Consider the following 15343-nt stretch of genomic DNA (forward strand, 5'->3'; position numbering starts at 1 on the left):
TGCACGGGGCGCGGCCGGTTCAACGGGCGCACGGGATGCGGCAGGCGCACGGGGCGCGGCGGGCTCAGTGGGTGCGACGGGCTCAGTGGGTGCGGGGCGTCGTCGGGGGCGTACTGGCCTTGGGGATGCTCGCGGGGGCCGCGGGCTGCGGTATGCCGCCGGCACCGCCCGCCGCGCCCGGGCCGACCTCCGGGCCGCACGGCCGCTCCGCCCAGCCGGGTACGGAGCCGGACGCGACGCCCGGCACGGGAGCGGCGCCGAACCGCGGCGCGCCCGTGCCCGGGACGACGCCGGACCGGGCGTGTCCCGAGGGCGGGGTACGGCTGGTCGAGACGGGCGGGGACGCGGCGATGGGTCTGCGGGTGGAGGGCTTCCAGCTGGTCAACTGCGGTATGCAGGCGTACGTACTGGAGGGCTACCCGGGGGTGTCGCTGCGGGACGGCCGCAACGATCCGGTGGAGGTCGCGGTGGTGCACGGCACGGCTGGGATCACCACGGGGGTGCCGGACATCGAGGCGGCGCCGCAGCGGGTGACGCTGGCGCCCGGGCAGGCGGCGGCGTGGTCGGTGGTGTGGCGCAACCTCGTCACCGACTCGACGGTGCCGGCCACGACGGTCGCGGTCATGGAGATCGAGCCCCGGCCCGGAGCGCCCCGGCTGTGGCTGCGGCTCGCCCGGCCGTTCGACCTCGGGAACACGGGGAAACTCGGGATCGGCCCGTGGACGGCGGTCACCCGGTGATCGTCTGGCTCAACGGGCCGTTCGGCGGCGGCAAGACCCAGACGGCCTACGAGTTGCGCCGCCGGCTGCCGGGAAGCGTCGTGTGCGATCCGGAGCACGTCGGCTTCGGGTTGCACCGGATGCTGCCGCCCGCCCTCCGCGGTGACTTCCAGGACCTGGCGGCGTGGCGCCAGGGCGTGTTCGAGGTACTGGACCTCGCGGCCCGGCGGCATCCGGGGGTGCTGCTGGTGCCGATGACCGTCACGGAGCCGGCCTATTTCGCGGAGACCGTGGGGCGGCTGCGGGAACGGGGCCACGACGTACGGCACTTCGCGCTGCTGGCGGAGCGGGCGACTGTACTGCGGCGGCTGCGCGAGCGGGGGCTGGGGCGTGGACCGAAGCGGGAGAGCTTCGCGGTGTCCCGCCTCGACGGGTGCCTGGAGGCGCTGCGTGCGCCGGAGTTCGCGCAGCACCTGGCCACCGACCGGCTGACCGTGTCCCAGGTGGCGGGCAGAGTGGCCGCCTCGGCCGGCCTGGACCTCGCTCCGGACACGGACGGCCCGCTCCGGGGCCGGATCCGCCGCGCGGTGGTCGGCGTACGGCACATCCGCTTCGACTAGGGGCTCCGCCGGGCACACCCATGGGTGTCTCTCCGGTCAGGCCGGGCTGGCGGCGGTGCCGCGGGCCGGGAGGGACGTCATGCGGGCGGCCACGGTCGTGGCGGGGCTGCGGGGCAAGCGGTCCGCGATCCGGCCCTCGGCGAGGAAGAGGACCTGGTCGGCTTGGGCGGCGGCCGGGGCGTGGTGACCATGACGATGGCGGCGCCCAGGGAGTCGACGGCGTCTCGGAGCAGGCGGAGCACCGCGGCGGCGGCGGTGGTGTCGAGTTCGAGGGCGGCGGTCGGGGCGTCGGCGGGCCGCTCCCCCGCCGGGAGTGTTGGCGTCCACGCGCCCGCGCCGTCGCCGCAGTCCCAGCACAGTGCCATGGTGTGACGCCTCTCGCCGCCGTCCTGATCGTGGCTGCGACGCCACGAATCAGGGTGGGACAGCGGCCATGGAGCGTGGCGTCCGCGGGGGGGCAGGACACCGTCAGGGGGAGCGGCGGATGAGGAGGAGGGCGCGGTCGTCGTTGACGTCCTTGGCGACCTTCTCGATCAGGTGCCAGGCCGCGCCGTCCCAGCCGGCGGAGACGTAGCGGTCGGCTTCGCCGGTGAGGCGGTCGATGCCTTCGCTGATCTCCCGGTCGGCGGTCTCGACGAGGCCGTCGGTGAAGAGCATCAGGACGTCGCCGCGGCGGAGACTGCCGCGGGCGGGGGTGAACTCGGCGGCGTCGTAGACGCCGAGCAGCGGGCCCTCGCCGGACTTCTCCTGCCAGCGGCCGGTACCGGCGCAGAGCTGGAGGGCGGGGAGGTGGCCGGCCGAGAGGAGTTCGTAGTCGCCGGTCTCCAGGTCCAGGACGAGGTGGATGGAGGTGGCGAAGCCCTCGTCCCAGTCCTGGCGGAGCAGGTAGCCGTTGGCGGCGGGCAGGAAGCCGTGCGGTGGCAGCGCGCCGAGCAGTCCGCCGAAGGCGCCGGACAGCAGCAGGGCCCGGGAGCCCGCTTCCATGCCCTTGCCGGAGACGTCGGTCAGGACGATCTCCAGGGTCCGGCCGCCGTTGGTGCGCGCGGCGACGACGAAGTCACCGGAGAAGGACTGGCCGCCCGCGGGGCGCAGGGCCATCTCGCGGTGCCAGCCGCGTGGCAGGCCGGGCAGTTTGCTCTGTACGCGGATGCGTTCGCGCAGGTCGAAGAGCATGGTGCCGCCGCGCCGCCAGGGCACGCCGACGCGGCTGCGGAACTGTGCGATGACCAGTCCGAAGAACCCGCAGGCCGCGACGACCAGCACGGTGCCGGGGGTGACGCGGGCCGGACCCTGGGTGTACGGACCGAGTACGAGGGCCTCGACGATCAGTGCGGCCGCGGAGGCGGCGTACAGGGCGAGGAGGCTGGCGGGGCGCAGCAGGAGGCCGCCGGCGACGATCGGCAGGACGAGCGCGGACGGCGAGAACCAGACCGGCAGCATCAGCGTGCCGCAGGCTATGGCGGGGACGGTGAGCAGCAGCCCGATGAAGGCGAGCCAGTCGGAGGCGTCGCCGCGGAAGTAGTCGACGGCGGATTTGCGCAGGGCGGTGCGGCCCCGGTGCGACCGCATGCGCATCCGGGCCAGAAGGGTCTCCACGCGTGCTCCGGCCATTGCTTCGGGACCCTATCCATCCTGGCTGTCAATGCGCAGGGGTACCCCCGGACCCGGGGCCCGGCGGCGCCCGAAAACCCTTCGAGTGCGACGCAAAGGCCGGGTGGGAATGGTGGTACGGATCTTGATATGCGCCCTTTGTGCCAAGACGAGCGGGATACCTGGTTCGATCATCCGGAACTGGCGTTCGGCGGGGTCGGCCGCCGGCGGGTCGCGGCCGCAGCACTCCCTAGCGGGCCTGGCAGGTGGGGCACCAGAAGAGGTTTCGGGCGGCGAGACCGGCGGTGCGGATCTCGCCACCGCAGATGTGGCAGGGCATGTTCGCCCTCCGGTAGACGTACACCTCGCCGCCGTGGTCGTCCACCCGTGGCGGCCGGCCCATCGCTTCGGGGAGGTGCTCGTCGCGGACGGTGTCGATGCGGTTGTTGCGTACGCCTTGGCGCATCAGGGCGGCCAGGTCGGCCCACACGGCGTCCCACTCGGCGCGGGTGAGGTCCTTGCCCGGGCGGTACGGGTCGATGCCGTGCCGGAAGAGGACCTCGGCGCGGTAGACGTTGCCGACGCCCGCGACGACCTTCTGGTCCATGAGGAGCGCGGCGACGGTGGTGCGGGAGCGGGAGACACGGGCCCACGCCCGGTCGGGGTCGTCGGCCGGGCGCAGCGGGTCCGGGCCGAGCCGGGCGCTTATCGCGCCCTTCTCCGCGTCGGTGATCCACGCGCAGGTGGTCGGGCCGCGCAGGTCGGAGAAGTACCGGTCGTTGGCCAGGCGCAGCCGGACGGTGTCGGTGGCCGGCGGGGCGGGCGCGGGGCCGACCGCGTACTTGCCGAAGAGTCCGAGGTGGATGTGGATCCACCCGCTCGCCTCGAACCCGAGGAAGAGGTGCTTGCCGTGGGCGTCGACGCCGTCGAGGACGCGCCCGTCGAGGAGGGCGGCGCTCTCGGCGAACCTGCCCTGGGGGCTGCTTACGGCGACCGGCCACCCGGCGAACCGCTCCAGGTGGTCCTCGGCGAGGCGGTGGATCGTATGCCCCTCGGGCACGGCGAACTCCTGGGGAGAATGAAAACGGCCATGCCGCCCCCGCAAGGGAGCGGCACGGCCGGAAGCGGATCAGCCCTGCGGGTGGTGGGCAGGGATCGGGGGGAGCTCGCCGGTCTGCTCGTAGGCGGAGAGCATGTCGATGCGGCGGGTGTGGCGCTCCTCGTCGGAGTACGGGGTCGCCAGGAAGGCCTCGATGAAGCTGACGGCCTCGTCCTGCGTGTGCATGCGGCCGCCGACGGAGATGACGTTGGCGTTGTTGTGCTCACGGCCGAGCTGGGCGGTCTGGACGCTCCAGGCCAGGATGGCTCGGACGCCCTTGACCTTGTTCGCGGCGATCTGCTCGCCGTTGCCGGAGCCGCCGATCACGACGCCGAGGCTGCCCTCGTCCGCGGCGGTCCGCTCCGCGGCGCGGAGGCAGAAGGGCGGGTAGTCGTCCACGGCGTCGTAGATGTGGGGGCCACAGTCGACGGGCTCGTGGCCGTTGTTCTTGAGCCAGTCCACGAGGTGGTTCTTGAGCTCAAAGCCGGCATGGTCGGATCCGAGGTACACGCGCATGTGACGAGTGTGGCACGGGGAGCCCCGACGACCCGCAGCGGGTGTCGCGTAAGTCACTTCTAAAGCTCAAGTAAACCCAAAGAACGCAGATGGGACACGGCAGGACGCCGATCCTGGACGTTCACCCCAAGGCAACGATCCGGATTGAGGTCTTCCGTCCTGCGTTCATCTCAGGTTTGAATGCCGGGGCTCGCAACCCGAGAACCTAAGGATCCGTCCATGAGTTCCACGACGACCCTTCAGAAGGCAGGCGACCCCACCGGCAACTCCGGTGAAGGTCTGCCCTCCGACGGTCTGAAGGCCGGTCTCAAGAACCGCCACCTGTCCATGATCGCCATCGGCGGCGTCATCGGAGCCGGTCTCTTCGTCGGCTCCGGTGGCGGCATCGCCAAGGCCGGCCCCGCCATCCTGATCTCCTACGCGCTGGTCGGCGCGATGGTCGTCTTCGTGATGCGCATGCTCGGCGAGATGGCTGCCGCCAGCCCGAACTCGGGCTCGTTCTCCGCCTACGCCGACCGGGCGCTCGGCCGTTGGGCCGGCTTCTCCATCGGCTGGCTCTACTGGTTCTTCTGGGTCGTCGTCCTCGCCGTGGAGGCCACCGCCGGTGCCGCCATCCTGGAGAGCTGGATACCGGCCGTTCCGCAGTGGGCCTGGGCGCTGATCGTGATGGCGGTGCTTACCGCCACCAACCTCGGCTCGGTCGCCTCCTACGGTGAGTTCGAGTTCTGGTTCGCGGGCATCAAGGTCGTCGCCATCGGCGCCTTCGTGGTCATCGGCATGCTGGCCGTCTTCGGCGTCCTGCCGGGCTCCGACAACCCGGGTGCGGGCTTCGCCCACCTGACCGACGCCGGCGGCTTCTTCCCCAACGGCTACGGCGCCGTCCTCACCGGTGTGCTGATGGTCGTCTTCTCCTTCATGGGCAGCGAGATCGTCACCCTCGCCGCCGGCGAGTCGGAGAACCCCCGCAAGGCGGTCACGCAGGCCACCAACTCCGTCATCTGGCGCATCGGCGTCTTCTACCTCGGCTCGATCTTCATCGTGCTGACGCTGCTCCCCTGGAACGACAAGTCGATCACCGAGAAGGGCTCGTACGTCGCCGCCCTCGACTCGATCGGCATCGCGCACGCCGGCACGATCATGGAGGTCATCGTCCTGACCGCCGTGCTGTCCTGCCTGAACTCGGGCCTCTACACCGCCTCCCGCATGGCCTTCTCGCTCGGTGAGCGCGGCGACGCCCCCAAGGCGTTCGCCAAGGTCAACAAGAACGGTGTGCCGGTCGCCGCGATCCTGGGCTCCACGGTCTTCGGCTTCGTCGCCGTCTACTTCAACTACGCGTTCAAGGACACGGTCTTCAACTTCCTCCTGAACTCCTCCGGCGCCATCGCGCTCTTCGTGTGGCTGGTGATCTGCTTCACCCAGCTGAAGATGCGCGGGATCCTGGTCCGCGAGGCCCCGGAGAAGCTGACCGTGAAGATGTGGCTCTTCCCGTGGCTGACCTGGGCCACCGCCGCTCTGATCATGTTCGTGATCGGCTACATGTTCGTGGACGACGCCAACCGCGAGGTGGTCACCCTGTCCACCCTCGTCGCCGGCGCGGTCGTGGCCGTCGGTGTGGTCCTGGACTTCCGCCGCAAGCGGGCCGCCGTCCAGGGCTGACCGCCCCGGAGAAGTCCCGTACGTACGCCGGAGCCCGGCCCGCCTCGTCAGGCGGGCCGGGCTCCGGCCGATACGGGGGCGGGCGTCAGCCGCGGCGGCCCAGCAGCTTCCAGGCAGCCGGCAGGGCGCCCATCGCGAGGGCCGCCTTGAGGGCGTCGCCGATCAGGAACGGGGTTAGGCCCGCCGCGACGGCGGCGCCCAGGGACATCCCGGTGGCGGCCATGAGGTACGGCACGCCCACGGCGTAGATCACCGCGGAGCCGAGCGCCATCGTGCCCGCCGTACGCAGGACCGAGCGGTCGGCGCCGCGCCGCGCGAGGGCGCCGACGACGGTGGCGGCGAGCAGCATGCCGAGCACGTACCCGAAGGAGGCGCCGCCGGCGCCGGAGGTGCCGCCCGCGAACCACGGCACGCCGGCCATGCCGGCCATGGCGTACAGCGCCAGCGCGAGGAAGCCGCGGCGGGCGCCGAAGGCGGTGCCGACGAGCAGCGCGGCGAAGGTCTGGCCCGTGACGGGGACCGGGGAGCCGGGGACGGGCACCGCGATCTGCGCGGCGATCCCGGTCAGGGCGGCACCGCCGACGACGAGCGCGATGTCGCGCACGCGGCTCGCGGGCAGCAGGTCGGCGAGGACGGCGCCGGGCCGGAGGGAGACGGAAGCAGTGCTCATGAGGGGGCTCCGCGAGGTGGTGGGTGGGGACGATCACCGACGTTAGTGCGCGGCCCGGGGCCGCCCCACCGCCGCCCGGAACAAAGCCCCGCTCCCTGCGTTGGTGGGGATCGAACAAAGCCCACTCCCTCGACCCGCTCGACGTGATCCTCGTCACGAGCAACATCCGACAACACGTCCGTTTTGCACGGACGGCCGCCGCTCAGCAAGACTGTTGGATCCCGCCAAGGCAAGGCGGAGTCCCCACCACCGCTGGGCCGAACGAGAGTACGAGCACTCCTCATGCGTGAGCGCCTGTCAGAAGCACCTCCCCCGATGGGCGACCTGCCCTCGGAACCCCTCAGCCACAGCCTCAAGCAGCGCCACCTGACCATGCTGGGGCTCGGCGGCGTGATCGGCGCCGGCCTCTTCGTCGGCTCCGGCGCCGGCATCGGCATCGCCGGTCCCGCGATCATCTGCTCCTACCTCCTCGCCGGCGTCCTCGCGATGCTGGTGATGCGCGCGCTCGGCGAGATGTCGGCCGCGATGCCCGCCTCGGGCTCCTTCTCCGTCTACGCGGAGCGGGCCCTCGGCCGCTGGGCCGGATTCTCGGCGGGCTGGCTGTACTGGTTCCTGCTGGTCGTGGTGCTGGCGGTGGAGGCCACCGGCGCCGCGAAGATCGCGAACGGCTGGCTGCCCGCGGTCGACCAGTGGATCTGGGTGCTGCTGTTCATGGTGGTCTTCACCGTGAGCAACCTGGCCGCGGTGAAGAACTTCGGCGAGTTCGAGTTCTGGTTCGCCGCCCTCAAGGTCGGCGCGATCGTGCTCTTCCTGATCCTCGGCACCCTCGCGATCTTCGGCGTGCTCCCGGACACGGATCCGGTCGGCACGGCCAACCTCACCGGGCACGGCGGCTTCTTCCCCGAGGGCCTCGGCGGCGTGGTCGCCGGCATGCTCGCCGTCATCTTCGCCTTCGGCGGCCTGGAGGTCGTCACCATCGCGGCCGCCGAGTCCGACGACCCGGCCCGGTCGGTGTCCCGCGCGGTGCGCAGCGCCGTGTGGCGCATCCTCTTCTTCTACGTCGGCTCGATGGTGGTCATCGTGACCCTGCTGCCGTGGGACTCGCTGGAGCCGGGTCAGAGCCCGTACGTCGCCGTCCTCGACTCCATCGGCATCCCGGCGGCCGGCCAGATCATGAACATCGTGGTGTTCGTGGCCCTGCTGTCGGCGCTCAACGCGAACCTGTACGGGTCCTCGCGCATGGTGTTCTCGCTGGCCGAGCGCGGCGAGGCGCCGAGGGGGCTGCTGAAGGTCTCGGGCGGCGGGGTGCCGCGCCGGGCGGTGTTCGCGTCGGTGGCCTTCGGCTTCGTCTCGGTGGTGCTCAACCTGCTGTGGCCGGACACGATCTTCCTCTACATGCTCAACGCGGTCGGCGCCGTCCTGCTGTTCGTGTGGGCGCTGATCGCCGTCTCACAGCTGAAGCTGCGCCGCCGGATCGAGCGGGACATGCCCGAGCGGCTGACCCTGCCGATGTGGCTGTTCCCGTACGCCACCTGGGCCGCGCTGGCCGGGATGGCGGCGGTCCTGGTCCTGATGCTGTTCGACGACTCCGCGCGGCCGCAGCTGCTGTGGTCGACTGGCGCGGCCCTGCTGGTCCTCGTGGTCGCCTTCGCGCGCGAGCGGCGGACCCCGAAGTCCTGACCGCCCGCCGGTCCAGGGCCAGGGCCAGGGCCACGGCCACGGCCCGCGCGAAGGCCCCCGCGCACCCGGCGCGGTGGCCTTCCGCGCGTCAGGTGCGCAGGTATGAGGCTCCGTTGACGTCGAGCACGGTGCCCGAGCTCCAGCGCGCCGCGGGCGAGGCCAGGTGCAGCACGGCGGCGGCGACCTCCTGCGGCGTGCCGACCCGGCCGAAGGGGCTCTGCGCCCGGATCCGCTCGCCCTCCTCCCCTTCGAGCCGCCCGGCGACCCGTTCCGTGGCCACGAAACCGGGGGCCACGGAGGCCACGGCGATGCCGTGCGGGGCCAGGGAGACGGCGAGGGACTGGCCGAGCGCGTGCAGGGCCGCCTTGGTGGCACCGTAGGCGGGGTGGTCGGGCTCGCCCCGGAACGCCCCGCGCGAGCCGATGTTGACGACGCGGCCCTCCCGCCGGCCGTCGATCATGCGGCGGGCGACGCGGTGGGTGAGGTTGGCCGGGGCGAAGAGGTTGACGGCGGCCGTCTGCCGCCAGGCCTCCTGCCAGTCGGCGTAGGAGGTGGTGGGCAGCGGGTGCGCGAGCATCACGGCGGCGTTGTTCACGAGGACGTCGATGCCGCCGAGCGCCTCCTCGGTCTCGGCGGCGAGAGCCTCCACGCGGGCCGGATCGCCGAGGTCTCCGCTGACGAGGACGTGCCCGTCGCCCGGCAGGTCCGCGAGGGTGCGCTCGGCGTCCGCCTGCCGGGCCGTGCAGTGCACCGCGACCCGGTCCCCCTGCTCGGCGAAGGCGGTGGCGATGGCCCGCCCGATCCCCCGGGAGGCCCCGGTGACGAGCACCCCCCGGCCCGTGGCGGCCAATTCCCTTACGCCGTGGTCCCTTCGGTCGTCCACCTGTCCCCCCTGTCATGGCGTCACCAGCGTCCTGTCGGCAGCGTACGGGGGTGATCACGGCCCGTCATCCGGCTGTCCGAATACCGGACTGTGAACGTCCGGTGACCGGACGCTCGGCACACTGGGGCCTGCTCCACCCCCGCACCGACAGGCATGCACCCCATGACCCACAGCATCACCGCCGCACCTCCCGAGCCGCCGCGGACCGACTCCGGTTCCCCTCTCGGCAACGGACTCAAGCAGCGCCACCTCTCGATGATCGCCCTCGGCGGTGTCATCGGCGCCGGACTCTTCGTCGGCTCCGGGGCCGGCATCGCGGCCGCGGGCCCCTCGATCGTGCTCGCCTACGCCGCGTCCGGACTGCTCGTGATGTTCGTGATGCGGATGCTCGGCGAGATGTCCGCCGCCAACCCCGCCTCCGGCTCCTTCTCGGTGCACGCCGAGCGGGCGATCGGCCCGTGGGCCGGTTTCACCGCGGGCTGGATGTTCTGGACGCTGCTGTGCGTGGGCGTGGCCATCGAGGCCATCGGCGCGGCGCACATCATGACGGGCTGGTTCCCGGGCACCCCGTCCTGGATGTGGGTGCTGGCCTTCATGGCGCTGTTCTGCGGCTCCAACCTGGCCGCGGTCTCGAACTTCGGCGAGTTCGAGTTCTGGTTCTCCACCCTCAAGATCGGCGCCATCGGCCTCTTCCTCGGACTGGGCGTGCTGGCCGTCCTCGGCCTGCTGCCCGGCACCGGCGCCCCCGGCACCGCCAACCTGCTCCACGACGGCGGCTTCCTGCCGAACGGCGTCGACGGCCTGCTGGTCGGGCTGCTGGCGTCGGTCGTCGCGTACGGCGGACTGGAGACGGTCACCATCGCGGCCGCCGAGTCGGAGGACCCGGTCAAGGGCGTGGCCAAGGCCGTGCGGACCACCATGTGGCGCATCGCCGTCGTCTACGTCGGCTCCATGCTGGTCATCGTCACCCTGCTGCCGTGGAACGACCCGAAGGTCAGCGAGCAGGGTCCGTACGCGGCCACCCTGGAGCACCTGGGTATCCCGGCGGCCGGCGAAATCATGAACGTGGTCATCCTGATCGCCCTGCTGTCCGCGATGAACGCCAACATCTACGGCGCCTCGCGCATGGCCTACTCCCTCGTCTCCCGCGGGCAGGGCCCGAAGGCGCTGGGCAAGGTCACCGGCCGGGTGCCCCGCCGCGCGGTGCTCGCCTCCTCCGCCTTCGGCTTCGTCACCGTGCTGCTCTCCTACTGGTACCCGGACACCCTGTTCGCCTGGCTGCTGAACATGGTCGGCGGGGTCATCCTGATCGTCTGGGGCTTCATCGCCGTCTCGCAGTTCGTGCTGCGCCGCCGGCTGGAGCGCGAGGCGCCCGGGAAGCTGGTGGTGCGGATGTGGGGCTTCCCGTACCTGACCTGGGTGGCGCTGGCCGGGGTGGCCGCGGTCCTGGTGCTGATGGCGCTGGGCGAGGACACCCGGCTCCAGGTGGTCTTCACCGGCGGGCTCACCGCCGCCCTCGCCCTGACCGGCTGCGTGATGCAGCGGCGGGCGGCCGCCGCCGCCCGCTGACAGCCCCTGGACCGCAGGTGGGCCCCGTGCGAACGCACGGGGCCCACCTGCGTTTCAGAGAGGTGACCCTTACGTGCGAGGTGGAATAGATGCCGCTAGAGTGCAGTTGCGCATTAATTGCAATTAGCGATTGGCACGCCGAGGGGACCGGACAACACGCATGGCCATCTACACGCTTCCTGAGCTTCCGTACGACTACGCGGCGCTGGAGCCGGTGATCAACCCGCAGATCATCGAGCTGCACCACGACAAGCACCACGCGGCCTACGTCACGGGCGCCAACAACACGCTGGAGCAGCTGGCGGAGGCGCGCGACAAGGAGAACTGGGGCGCGCTCAACGGCCTCGAGAAGAACCTCGCGTTCCACCTCTCCGGCCACATCCTGCACAGCATCTACTGGCACAACATGGCGAGCCCGAAGACCGGTGAGGGCGGCGGCGAGCCCACCGCGGCCGACGGCCTGGGCGACCTGGCCGACGCGATCACCGAGTCCTTCGGCTCCTTCGCGAAGTTCAAGAAGCAGCTGACCTTCGCCTCCTCCGCGACCCAGGGCTCCGGCTGGGGCGTGCTCGCGTACGAGCCCGTCAGCGGCCGTCTGGTCGTCGAGCAGGTCTACGACCACCAGGGCAACGTCGGCGTGGCCAGCACCCCGATCCTGGTCTTCGACGCCTGGGAGCACGCCTTCTACCTGCAGTACAAGAACCAGAAGGTGGACTTCATCGAGGCGATGTGGAACGTCGTCAACTGGCAGGACGTGTCCAAGCGCTACGCCGACGCCAGGGCGAACACCCCGCTGCTGATCCCTGCCAAGGGCTGATCGCACCCATAGAACCCGTCCGCCTCGTGATCGTCTTCTCAACCTTCACCGGCGGGCGTGTCGAGCAGAAGACCCCCGTGAGGACGTGACTCACGGGGGTCTTCTGTGTCCGGTGCGGCCTGTGGACTACTCGAAGGACGGACCCTTGGTGCGGGTCCGCTTGATCTCGTAGAAGCCGGGGGTGGAGGCGACGAGCAGGGTGCCGTCCCACAGCCGTGCCGCGGCCTCGCCGCGCGGGGTCGGGGTGACGACCGGGCCGAAGAAGGCGACGTCGCCCTCGCCGTCGGCGCCCGGAACGGAGATCACCGGGGTGCCGACCTCCTGGCCGACCCGGTCGATGCCGTTGTTGTGGGAGGCGCGCAGCACCTCGTCGTACTCGTCGGAGTCGGCGTACGCGAGCAGCTCGGCCGGCAGGCCGACCTCGGCCAGCGCCTCGGCTATGACCTCGCGGGTCGGGCCCTTGTCCTCGTTGTGGATGCGGGTGCCGAGCGCGGTGTAGAGCTTGCCGGTGACCTCGTCGCCGTGCTTCTGCTGCGCGGCCGTCACCACGCGCACGGGGGCCCAGCCCTTGGGGCCGAGCAGCTCGCGGTAGACCTCGGGCAGCTCGTCGAGCTTGTTCTCGTTGAGGACGGCGAGGCTCATCACGTGCCAGCGCACCTCGACGTCGCGGACCTTCTCGACCTCCAGCATCCAACGGGACGTCATCCAGGCCCAAGGGCAGAGCGGGTCGAACCAGAAGTCGACCGGAGTCTTCTCGCGCACCTGGGTCTCGGTCATGTCTCTCCTCGGTGTCGGTCTCAGGCGGAAAAAGGCATCAACGGCGCATGTCCTCCGTGGCCAACCGGGACGCCGTCGCACGCATTCCCGTCGTGCGAGGATTCGGCCCAAGAACGCGATCACGCACGAAGGAGTGCAGGTGCCCGGAGAGAATCTGTCCCGCGAGGAGGCCCGCGAGCGGGCCGAGCTGCTGTCCGTCGACGCGTACGAGGTCGTCCTCGACATTCGGTCGGCGGTGGACGAGGCCGAGCCGGCCGACGGCCCGCGGACCTTCCGCTCGGTGACGACGATCCGCTTCCGCGCCGCGGTCCCGGGCGCTGCCACCTTCGCGGACCTGATCGCCCCTTCGGTCAACTCCGTGACCCTGAACGGGCGGGCGCTGGACGTGGCCGCCGCCTTCGACGGGGCCCGGATCGCCCTGGACGACCTGGCCTCCGAGAACGTCCTGGTGGTGGACGCGAACTGCGCGTACAGCCGCACGGGCGAGGGCCTGCACCGCTTCGTCGACCCGGAGGACGGCGAGGTCTACCTCTACACGCAGTACGAGCCGGCCGACGCCCGGCGGGTGTACGCGAACTTCGAGCAGCCCGACCTGAAGGCGCCCTACCGATTCGAGGTGACCGCGCCCGAGGGCTGGCAGGTGTGGAGCAACGGCGCCGAGGAGTCCCGCGAGGGGCAGACCCGCCGCTTCGCCGAGACCGCGCCGATCTCCACGTACATCACCTGCGTGGTGGCTGGCCCCTACCACTACGTGACGGACACCTACACGCGCGGGGACCTGACCATCCCGCTGGGCGCGATGTGCCGCAAGGGGCTGGCCAAGCACTTCGACGCGGACGACGTCTTCCTCGTCACCAAGCAGGGCTTCGACCTCTTCCACGAGATCTTCGACTACCCCTACCCCTTCGGGAAGTACGACCAGGCCTTCGTGCCGGAGTACAACCTGGGCGCCATGGAGAACCCGGGGATGGTGACCTTCAGGGAGGAGTACATCTTCCGCGGCAAGGTCACGCAGGCCTCGTACGAGCGGCGCGCGAACGTCATCCTGCACGAGATGGCGCACATGTGGTTCGGCGACCTGGTCACCATGAAGTGGTGGGACGACCTGTGGCTGAAGGAGTCCTTCGCGGACTTCATGGGCTCCTTCGGGCTCGTCGAGGCCACCCGCTTCGACCAGGCGTGGGTGACCTTCGCCAACAGCCGCAAGTCGTGGGCCTACCGCGCCGACCAGCTGCCGTCCACCCACCCGATCACGGCCGACATCCGTGACCTGGAGGACGCGAAGCTGAACTTCGACGGCATCACCTACGCCAAGGGCGCGGCGGTGCTCAAGCAGTTGGTCGCCTACGTCGGCCGGGAGGCGTTCCTGGAGGGCGCGCGCCGCTACTTCAAGGCGAACGCGTACGGGAACACCACCCTGGACGACCTGCTGTCGGTACTCGGCGAGGTGTCCGGGCGGGACATGACCGAGTGGTCGCGGTCCTGGCTCCAGACGGCCGGCGTGAACGCGCTGACCCCGATGGTGACCTACGACGCCGCGGGGCGGATCACCGAGCTCGCGGTCGTCCAGGAGGGCGACGAACTGCGGCCGCACCGGGCCGGCGTCGGCCTGTACCGGCTGGAGCCGGACGGCGCGCTGGTCCGCTACGCGCGGGCCGAGGCGGACGTCGCCGGCGCCCGGTCGGTGATCGGGGAGCTGGTCGGGCAGGACCGGCCCGACCTGATCCTGGTCAACGACGAGGACCTCACCTACTGCAAGATCCGCTTCGACGAGGGTTCGCTGGCCACCCTGCGGGCGCACCTGGGTGACCTGACGGATCCGCTGGCGCGGGCGCTGAGCTGGTCGGCGCTGTGGAACCTGACGCGGGACGGCCTGATGCCGGCGCGCGACTTCGTCTCGCTGGTACTGGCGCACGCGGGCCGGGAGACGGACGTCGGCGTCCTGCAGATGCTGCACGCGCAGACGCAGACGGCGGTCACGCACTACGCGGCTCCGGACCGGCGCGAGCAGAGCGGCCGGGACCTGGCGGCGGGCGCGCTGCACGAGCTGCGGGTGGCGGAGCCGGGGTCGGAGCACCAGCTGACCTGGGCGCGCTTCTTCGCGGCGAGCGCGGCGACGGAGGGCGACTTCCAGCTGCTGCTGGGGCTGCTGGCGGGGTCGGCGCGGATCGACGGGCTGGAGGTGGACCAGGAGCTGCGCTGGGACTTCCTGCTGCCGCTGGCCGCGCACGGGGCGGTGGACGAGGGCGTCCTCGCCGCCGAACTGGCGCGCGACGACACCGCGTCGGGCAAGCGGCACCAGGTGCGCTGTCTCGCGGCGCGCCCCTCGCAGGCGGTGAAGGACCAGGCGTGGGCGGCGGTCGTCGAGTCGGACGCGCTGTCCAACGCGCTGGTGGAGGCGACGATCGCGGGCATGCAGCAGCCCTCGCAGCGGGGCCTGCTGGCAGCCCACGCCGGGCGCTACTTCGAGGTGATCGAGCGGGTGTGGTCGGACCGGTCGATCCAGATCGCGATGGACGTCGTGAAGGGGCTCTACCCCTCGCTCCAGGGCGACGCCGCCACGCTGGACGCCACGGACGCCTGGCTGGCGGCCCATGCCTCGGCTCCGCCGGCGCTGCGCCGCCTGGTGCTGGAGTCCCGCGACGACCTGGCCAGGGCCCTTGCCGCGCAGCGGTGCGACGCGGCGGCAGGCAACTAGCCCGAAGCGCCGCCGCCGGGGCTCCGCCCCCGGACCCCCGGTCCTCAAA

Annotated in this window: 14 protein-coding genes; 7 read left to right on the top strand and 7 right to left on the bottom strand. The window is 71.5% G+C overall.

Features of this window, described 5'->3' with window-relative positions:
- Window positions 1-71: 71 nt before the first annotated feature.
- Window positions 72-740, top strand: coding sequence for a DUF4232 domain-containing protein (locus AB0F82_RS24860; RefSeq protein ID WP_362631351.1), 669 nt, complete (start codon window positions 72-74; stop codon window positions 738-740).
- Complete coding sequence (locus tag AB0F82_RS24865; protein WP_362631452.1) at window positions 737-1339, top strand: AAA family ATPase; 603 nt, start codon at window positions 737-739, stop codon at window positions 1337-1339. The genes AB0F82_RS24860 and AB0F82_RS24865 overlap by 4 nt, the downstream gene beginning before the upstream one ends.
- 77 nt (window positions 1340-1416) lie before the next feature.
- On the opposite strand, the gene AB0F82_RS24870 is transcribed toward AB0F82_RS24865, so the two are convergent.
- The 4 genes from AB0F82_RS24870 to AB0F82_RS24885 form a co-directional block, all read right to left on the bottom strand.
- Complete coding sequence (locus AB0F82_RS24870; RefSeq protein ID WP_436842145.1) at window positions 1417-1704, bottom strand: hypothetical protein; 288 nt, start codon at window positions 1702-1704, stop codon at window positions 1417-1419.
- 103 nt (window positions 1705-1807) lie between these two features.
- Window positions 1808-2950: a PP2C family protein-serine/threonine phosphatase gene (locus AB0F82_RS24875; protein WP_362631353.1), complete on the bottom strand. Its 1143-nt coding sequence runs from the start codon at window positions 2948-2950 to the stop codon at window positions 1808-1810.
- Window positions 2951-3179: 229 nt separating this feature from the next.
- Entirely contained in the window at window positions 3180-3989 is an 810-nt protein-coding gene (locus AB0F82_RS24880; protein WP_362631355.1) for an Fpg/Nei family DNA glycosylase, read from the bottom strand.
- A 69-nt stretch (window positions 3990-4058) separates the two neighbouring features.
- On the bottom strand, window positions 4059-4544 hold the full coding sequence (locus AB0F82_RS24885) for a ribose-5-phosphate isomerase (RefSeq protein WP_362631358.1): 486 nt from the start codon (window positions 4542-4544) through the stop codon (window positions 4059-4061).
- 219 nt (window positions 4545-4763) lie between these two features.
- Here AB0F82_RS24885 and AB0F82_RS24890 point away from each other — a divergent pair, with 219 nt between their 5' ends.
- Window positions 4764-6200, top strand: coding sequence for an amino acid permease (locus AB0F82_RS24890; RefSeq protein WP_362631360.1), 1437 nt, complete (start codon window positions 4764-4766; stop codon window positions 6198-6200).
- An 85-nt stretch (window positions 6201-6285) separates the two neighbouring features.
- On the opposite strand, the gene AB0F82_RS24895 is transcribed toward AB0F82_RS24890, so the two are convergent.
- On the bottom strand, window positions 6286-6870 hold the full coding sequence (locus AB0F82_RS24895; protein ID WP_362631363.1) for a biotin transporter BioY: 585 nt from the start codon (window positions 6868-6870) through the stop codon (window positions 6286-6288).
- Window positions 6871-7152: 282 nt separating this feature from the next.
- Here AB0F82_RS24895 and AB0F82_RS24900 point away from each other — a divergent pair, with 282 nt between their 5' ends.
- On the top strand, window positions 7153-8550 hold the full coding sequence (locus tag AB0F82_RS24900) for an amino acid permease (RefSeq protein WP_390076913.1): 1398 nt from the start codon (window positions 7153-7155) through the stop codon (window positions 8548-8550).
- Between the two features lie 88 nt (window positions 8551-8638).
- Here AB0F82_RS24900 and AB0F82_RS24905 read toward each other — a convergent pair whose 3' ends face one another.
- Window positions 8639-9433, bottom strand: a complete 795-nt coding sequence (locus tag AB0F82_RS24905; RefSeq protein WP_362631366.1) for an SDR family NAD(P)-dependent oxidoreductase — start codon at window positions 9431-9433, stop codon at window positions 8639-8641.
- A gap of 162 nt (window positions 9434-9595) precedes the next feature.
- On the opposite strand from AB0F82_RS24905, the gene AB0F82_RS24910 reads away from it, so the two are divergent.
- Entirely contained in the window at window positions 9596-11002 is a 1407-nt protein-coding gene (locus tag AB0F82_RS24910; RefSeq protein WP_362631368.1) for an amino acid permease, read from the top strand.
- A gap of 160 nt (window positions 11003-11162) precedes the next feature.
- The gene (locus tag AB0F82_RS24915; RefSeq protein ID WP_356810059.1) at window positions 11163-11819 is read left to right on the top strand and encodes a superoxide dismutase; all 657 of its coding nucleotides are present in this window, start codon (window positions 11163-11165) and stop codon (window positions 11817-11819) included.
- 126 nt (window positions 11820-11945) lie between these two features.
- Here the strand turns inward: AB0F82_RS24915 and AB0F82_RS24920 are convergent, their stop codons facing one another.
- Window positions 11946-12596 (bottom strand): mycothiol-dependent nitroreductase Rv2466c family protein, encoded by a 651-nt coding sequence (locus AB0F82_RS24920; protein WP_356810060.1) that lies wholly within the window; start codon window positions 12594-12596, stop codon window positions 11946-11948.
- Between the two features lie 139 nt (window positions 12597-12735).
- Here AB0F82_RS24920 and pepN point away from each other — a divergent pair, with 139 nt between their 5' ends.
- Window positions 12736-15294, top strand: a complete 2559-nt coding sequence (pepN, locus tag AB0F82_RS24925) for an aminopeptidase N (protein WP_362631371.1) — start codon at window positions 12736-12738, stop codon at window positions 15292-15294.
- Window positions 15295-15343 lie beyond the last annotated feature (49 nt).

It is taken from the genome of Streptomyces virginiae (genome assembly GCF_040638905.1).
GTDB lineage: Bacteria > Actinomycetota > Actinomycetes > Streptomycetales > Streptomycetaceae > Streptomyces > Streptomyces virginiae_B.

Coding starts and splice junctions, on each gene's coding strand:
- AB0F82_RS24895 (WP_362631363.1), bottom strand. CDS start 6,870: ATGAGCACTGCTTCCGTCTCCCTCCGGCCCGGCGCCGTCCTCGCCGAC.
- AB0F82_RS24870 (WP_436842145.1), bottom strand. CDS start 1,704: ATGGCACTGTGCTGGGACTGCGGCGACGGCGCGGGCGCGTGGACGCCA.
- AB0F82_RS24875 (WP_362631353.1), bottom strand. CDS start 2,950: ATGGCCGGAGCACGCGTGGAGACCCTTCTGGCCCGGATGCGCATGCGG.
- AB0F82_RS24920 (WP_356810060.1), bottom strand. CDS start 12,596: ATGACCGAGACCCAGGTGCGCGAGAAGACTCCGGTCGACTTCTGGTTC.
- AB0F82_RS24885 (WP_362631358.1), bottom strand. CDS start 4,544: ATGCGCGTGTACCTCGGATCCGACCATGCCGGCTTTGAGCTCAAGAAC.
- AB0F82_RS24900 (WP_390076913.1), top strand. CDS start 7,153: ATGCGTGAGCGCCTGTCAGAAGCACCTCCCCCGATGGGCGACCTGCCC.
- AB0F82_RS24910 (WP_362631368.1), top strand. CDS start 9,596: ATGACCCACAGCATCACCGCCGCACCTCCCGAGCCGCCGCGGACCGAC.
- AB0F82_RS24915 (WP_356810059.1), top strand. CDS start 11,163: ATGGCCATCTACACGCTTCCTGAGCTTCCGTACGACTACGCGGCGCTG.
- AB0F82_RS24890 (WP_362631360.1), top strand. CDS start 4,764: ATGAGTTCCACGACGACCCTTCAGAAGGCAGGCGACCCCACCGGCAAC.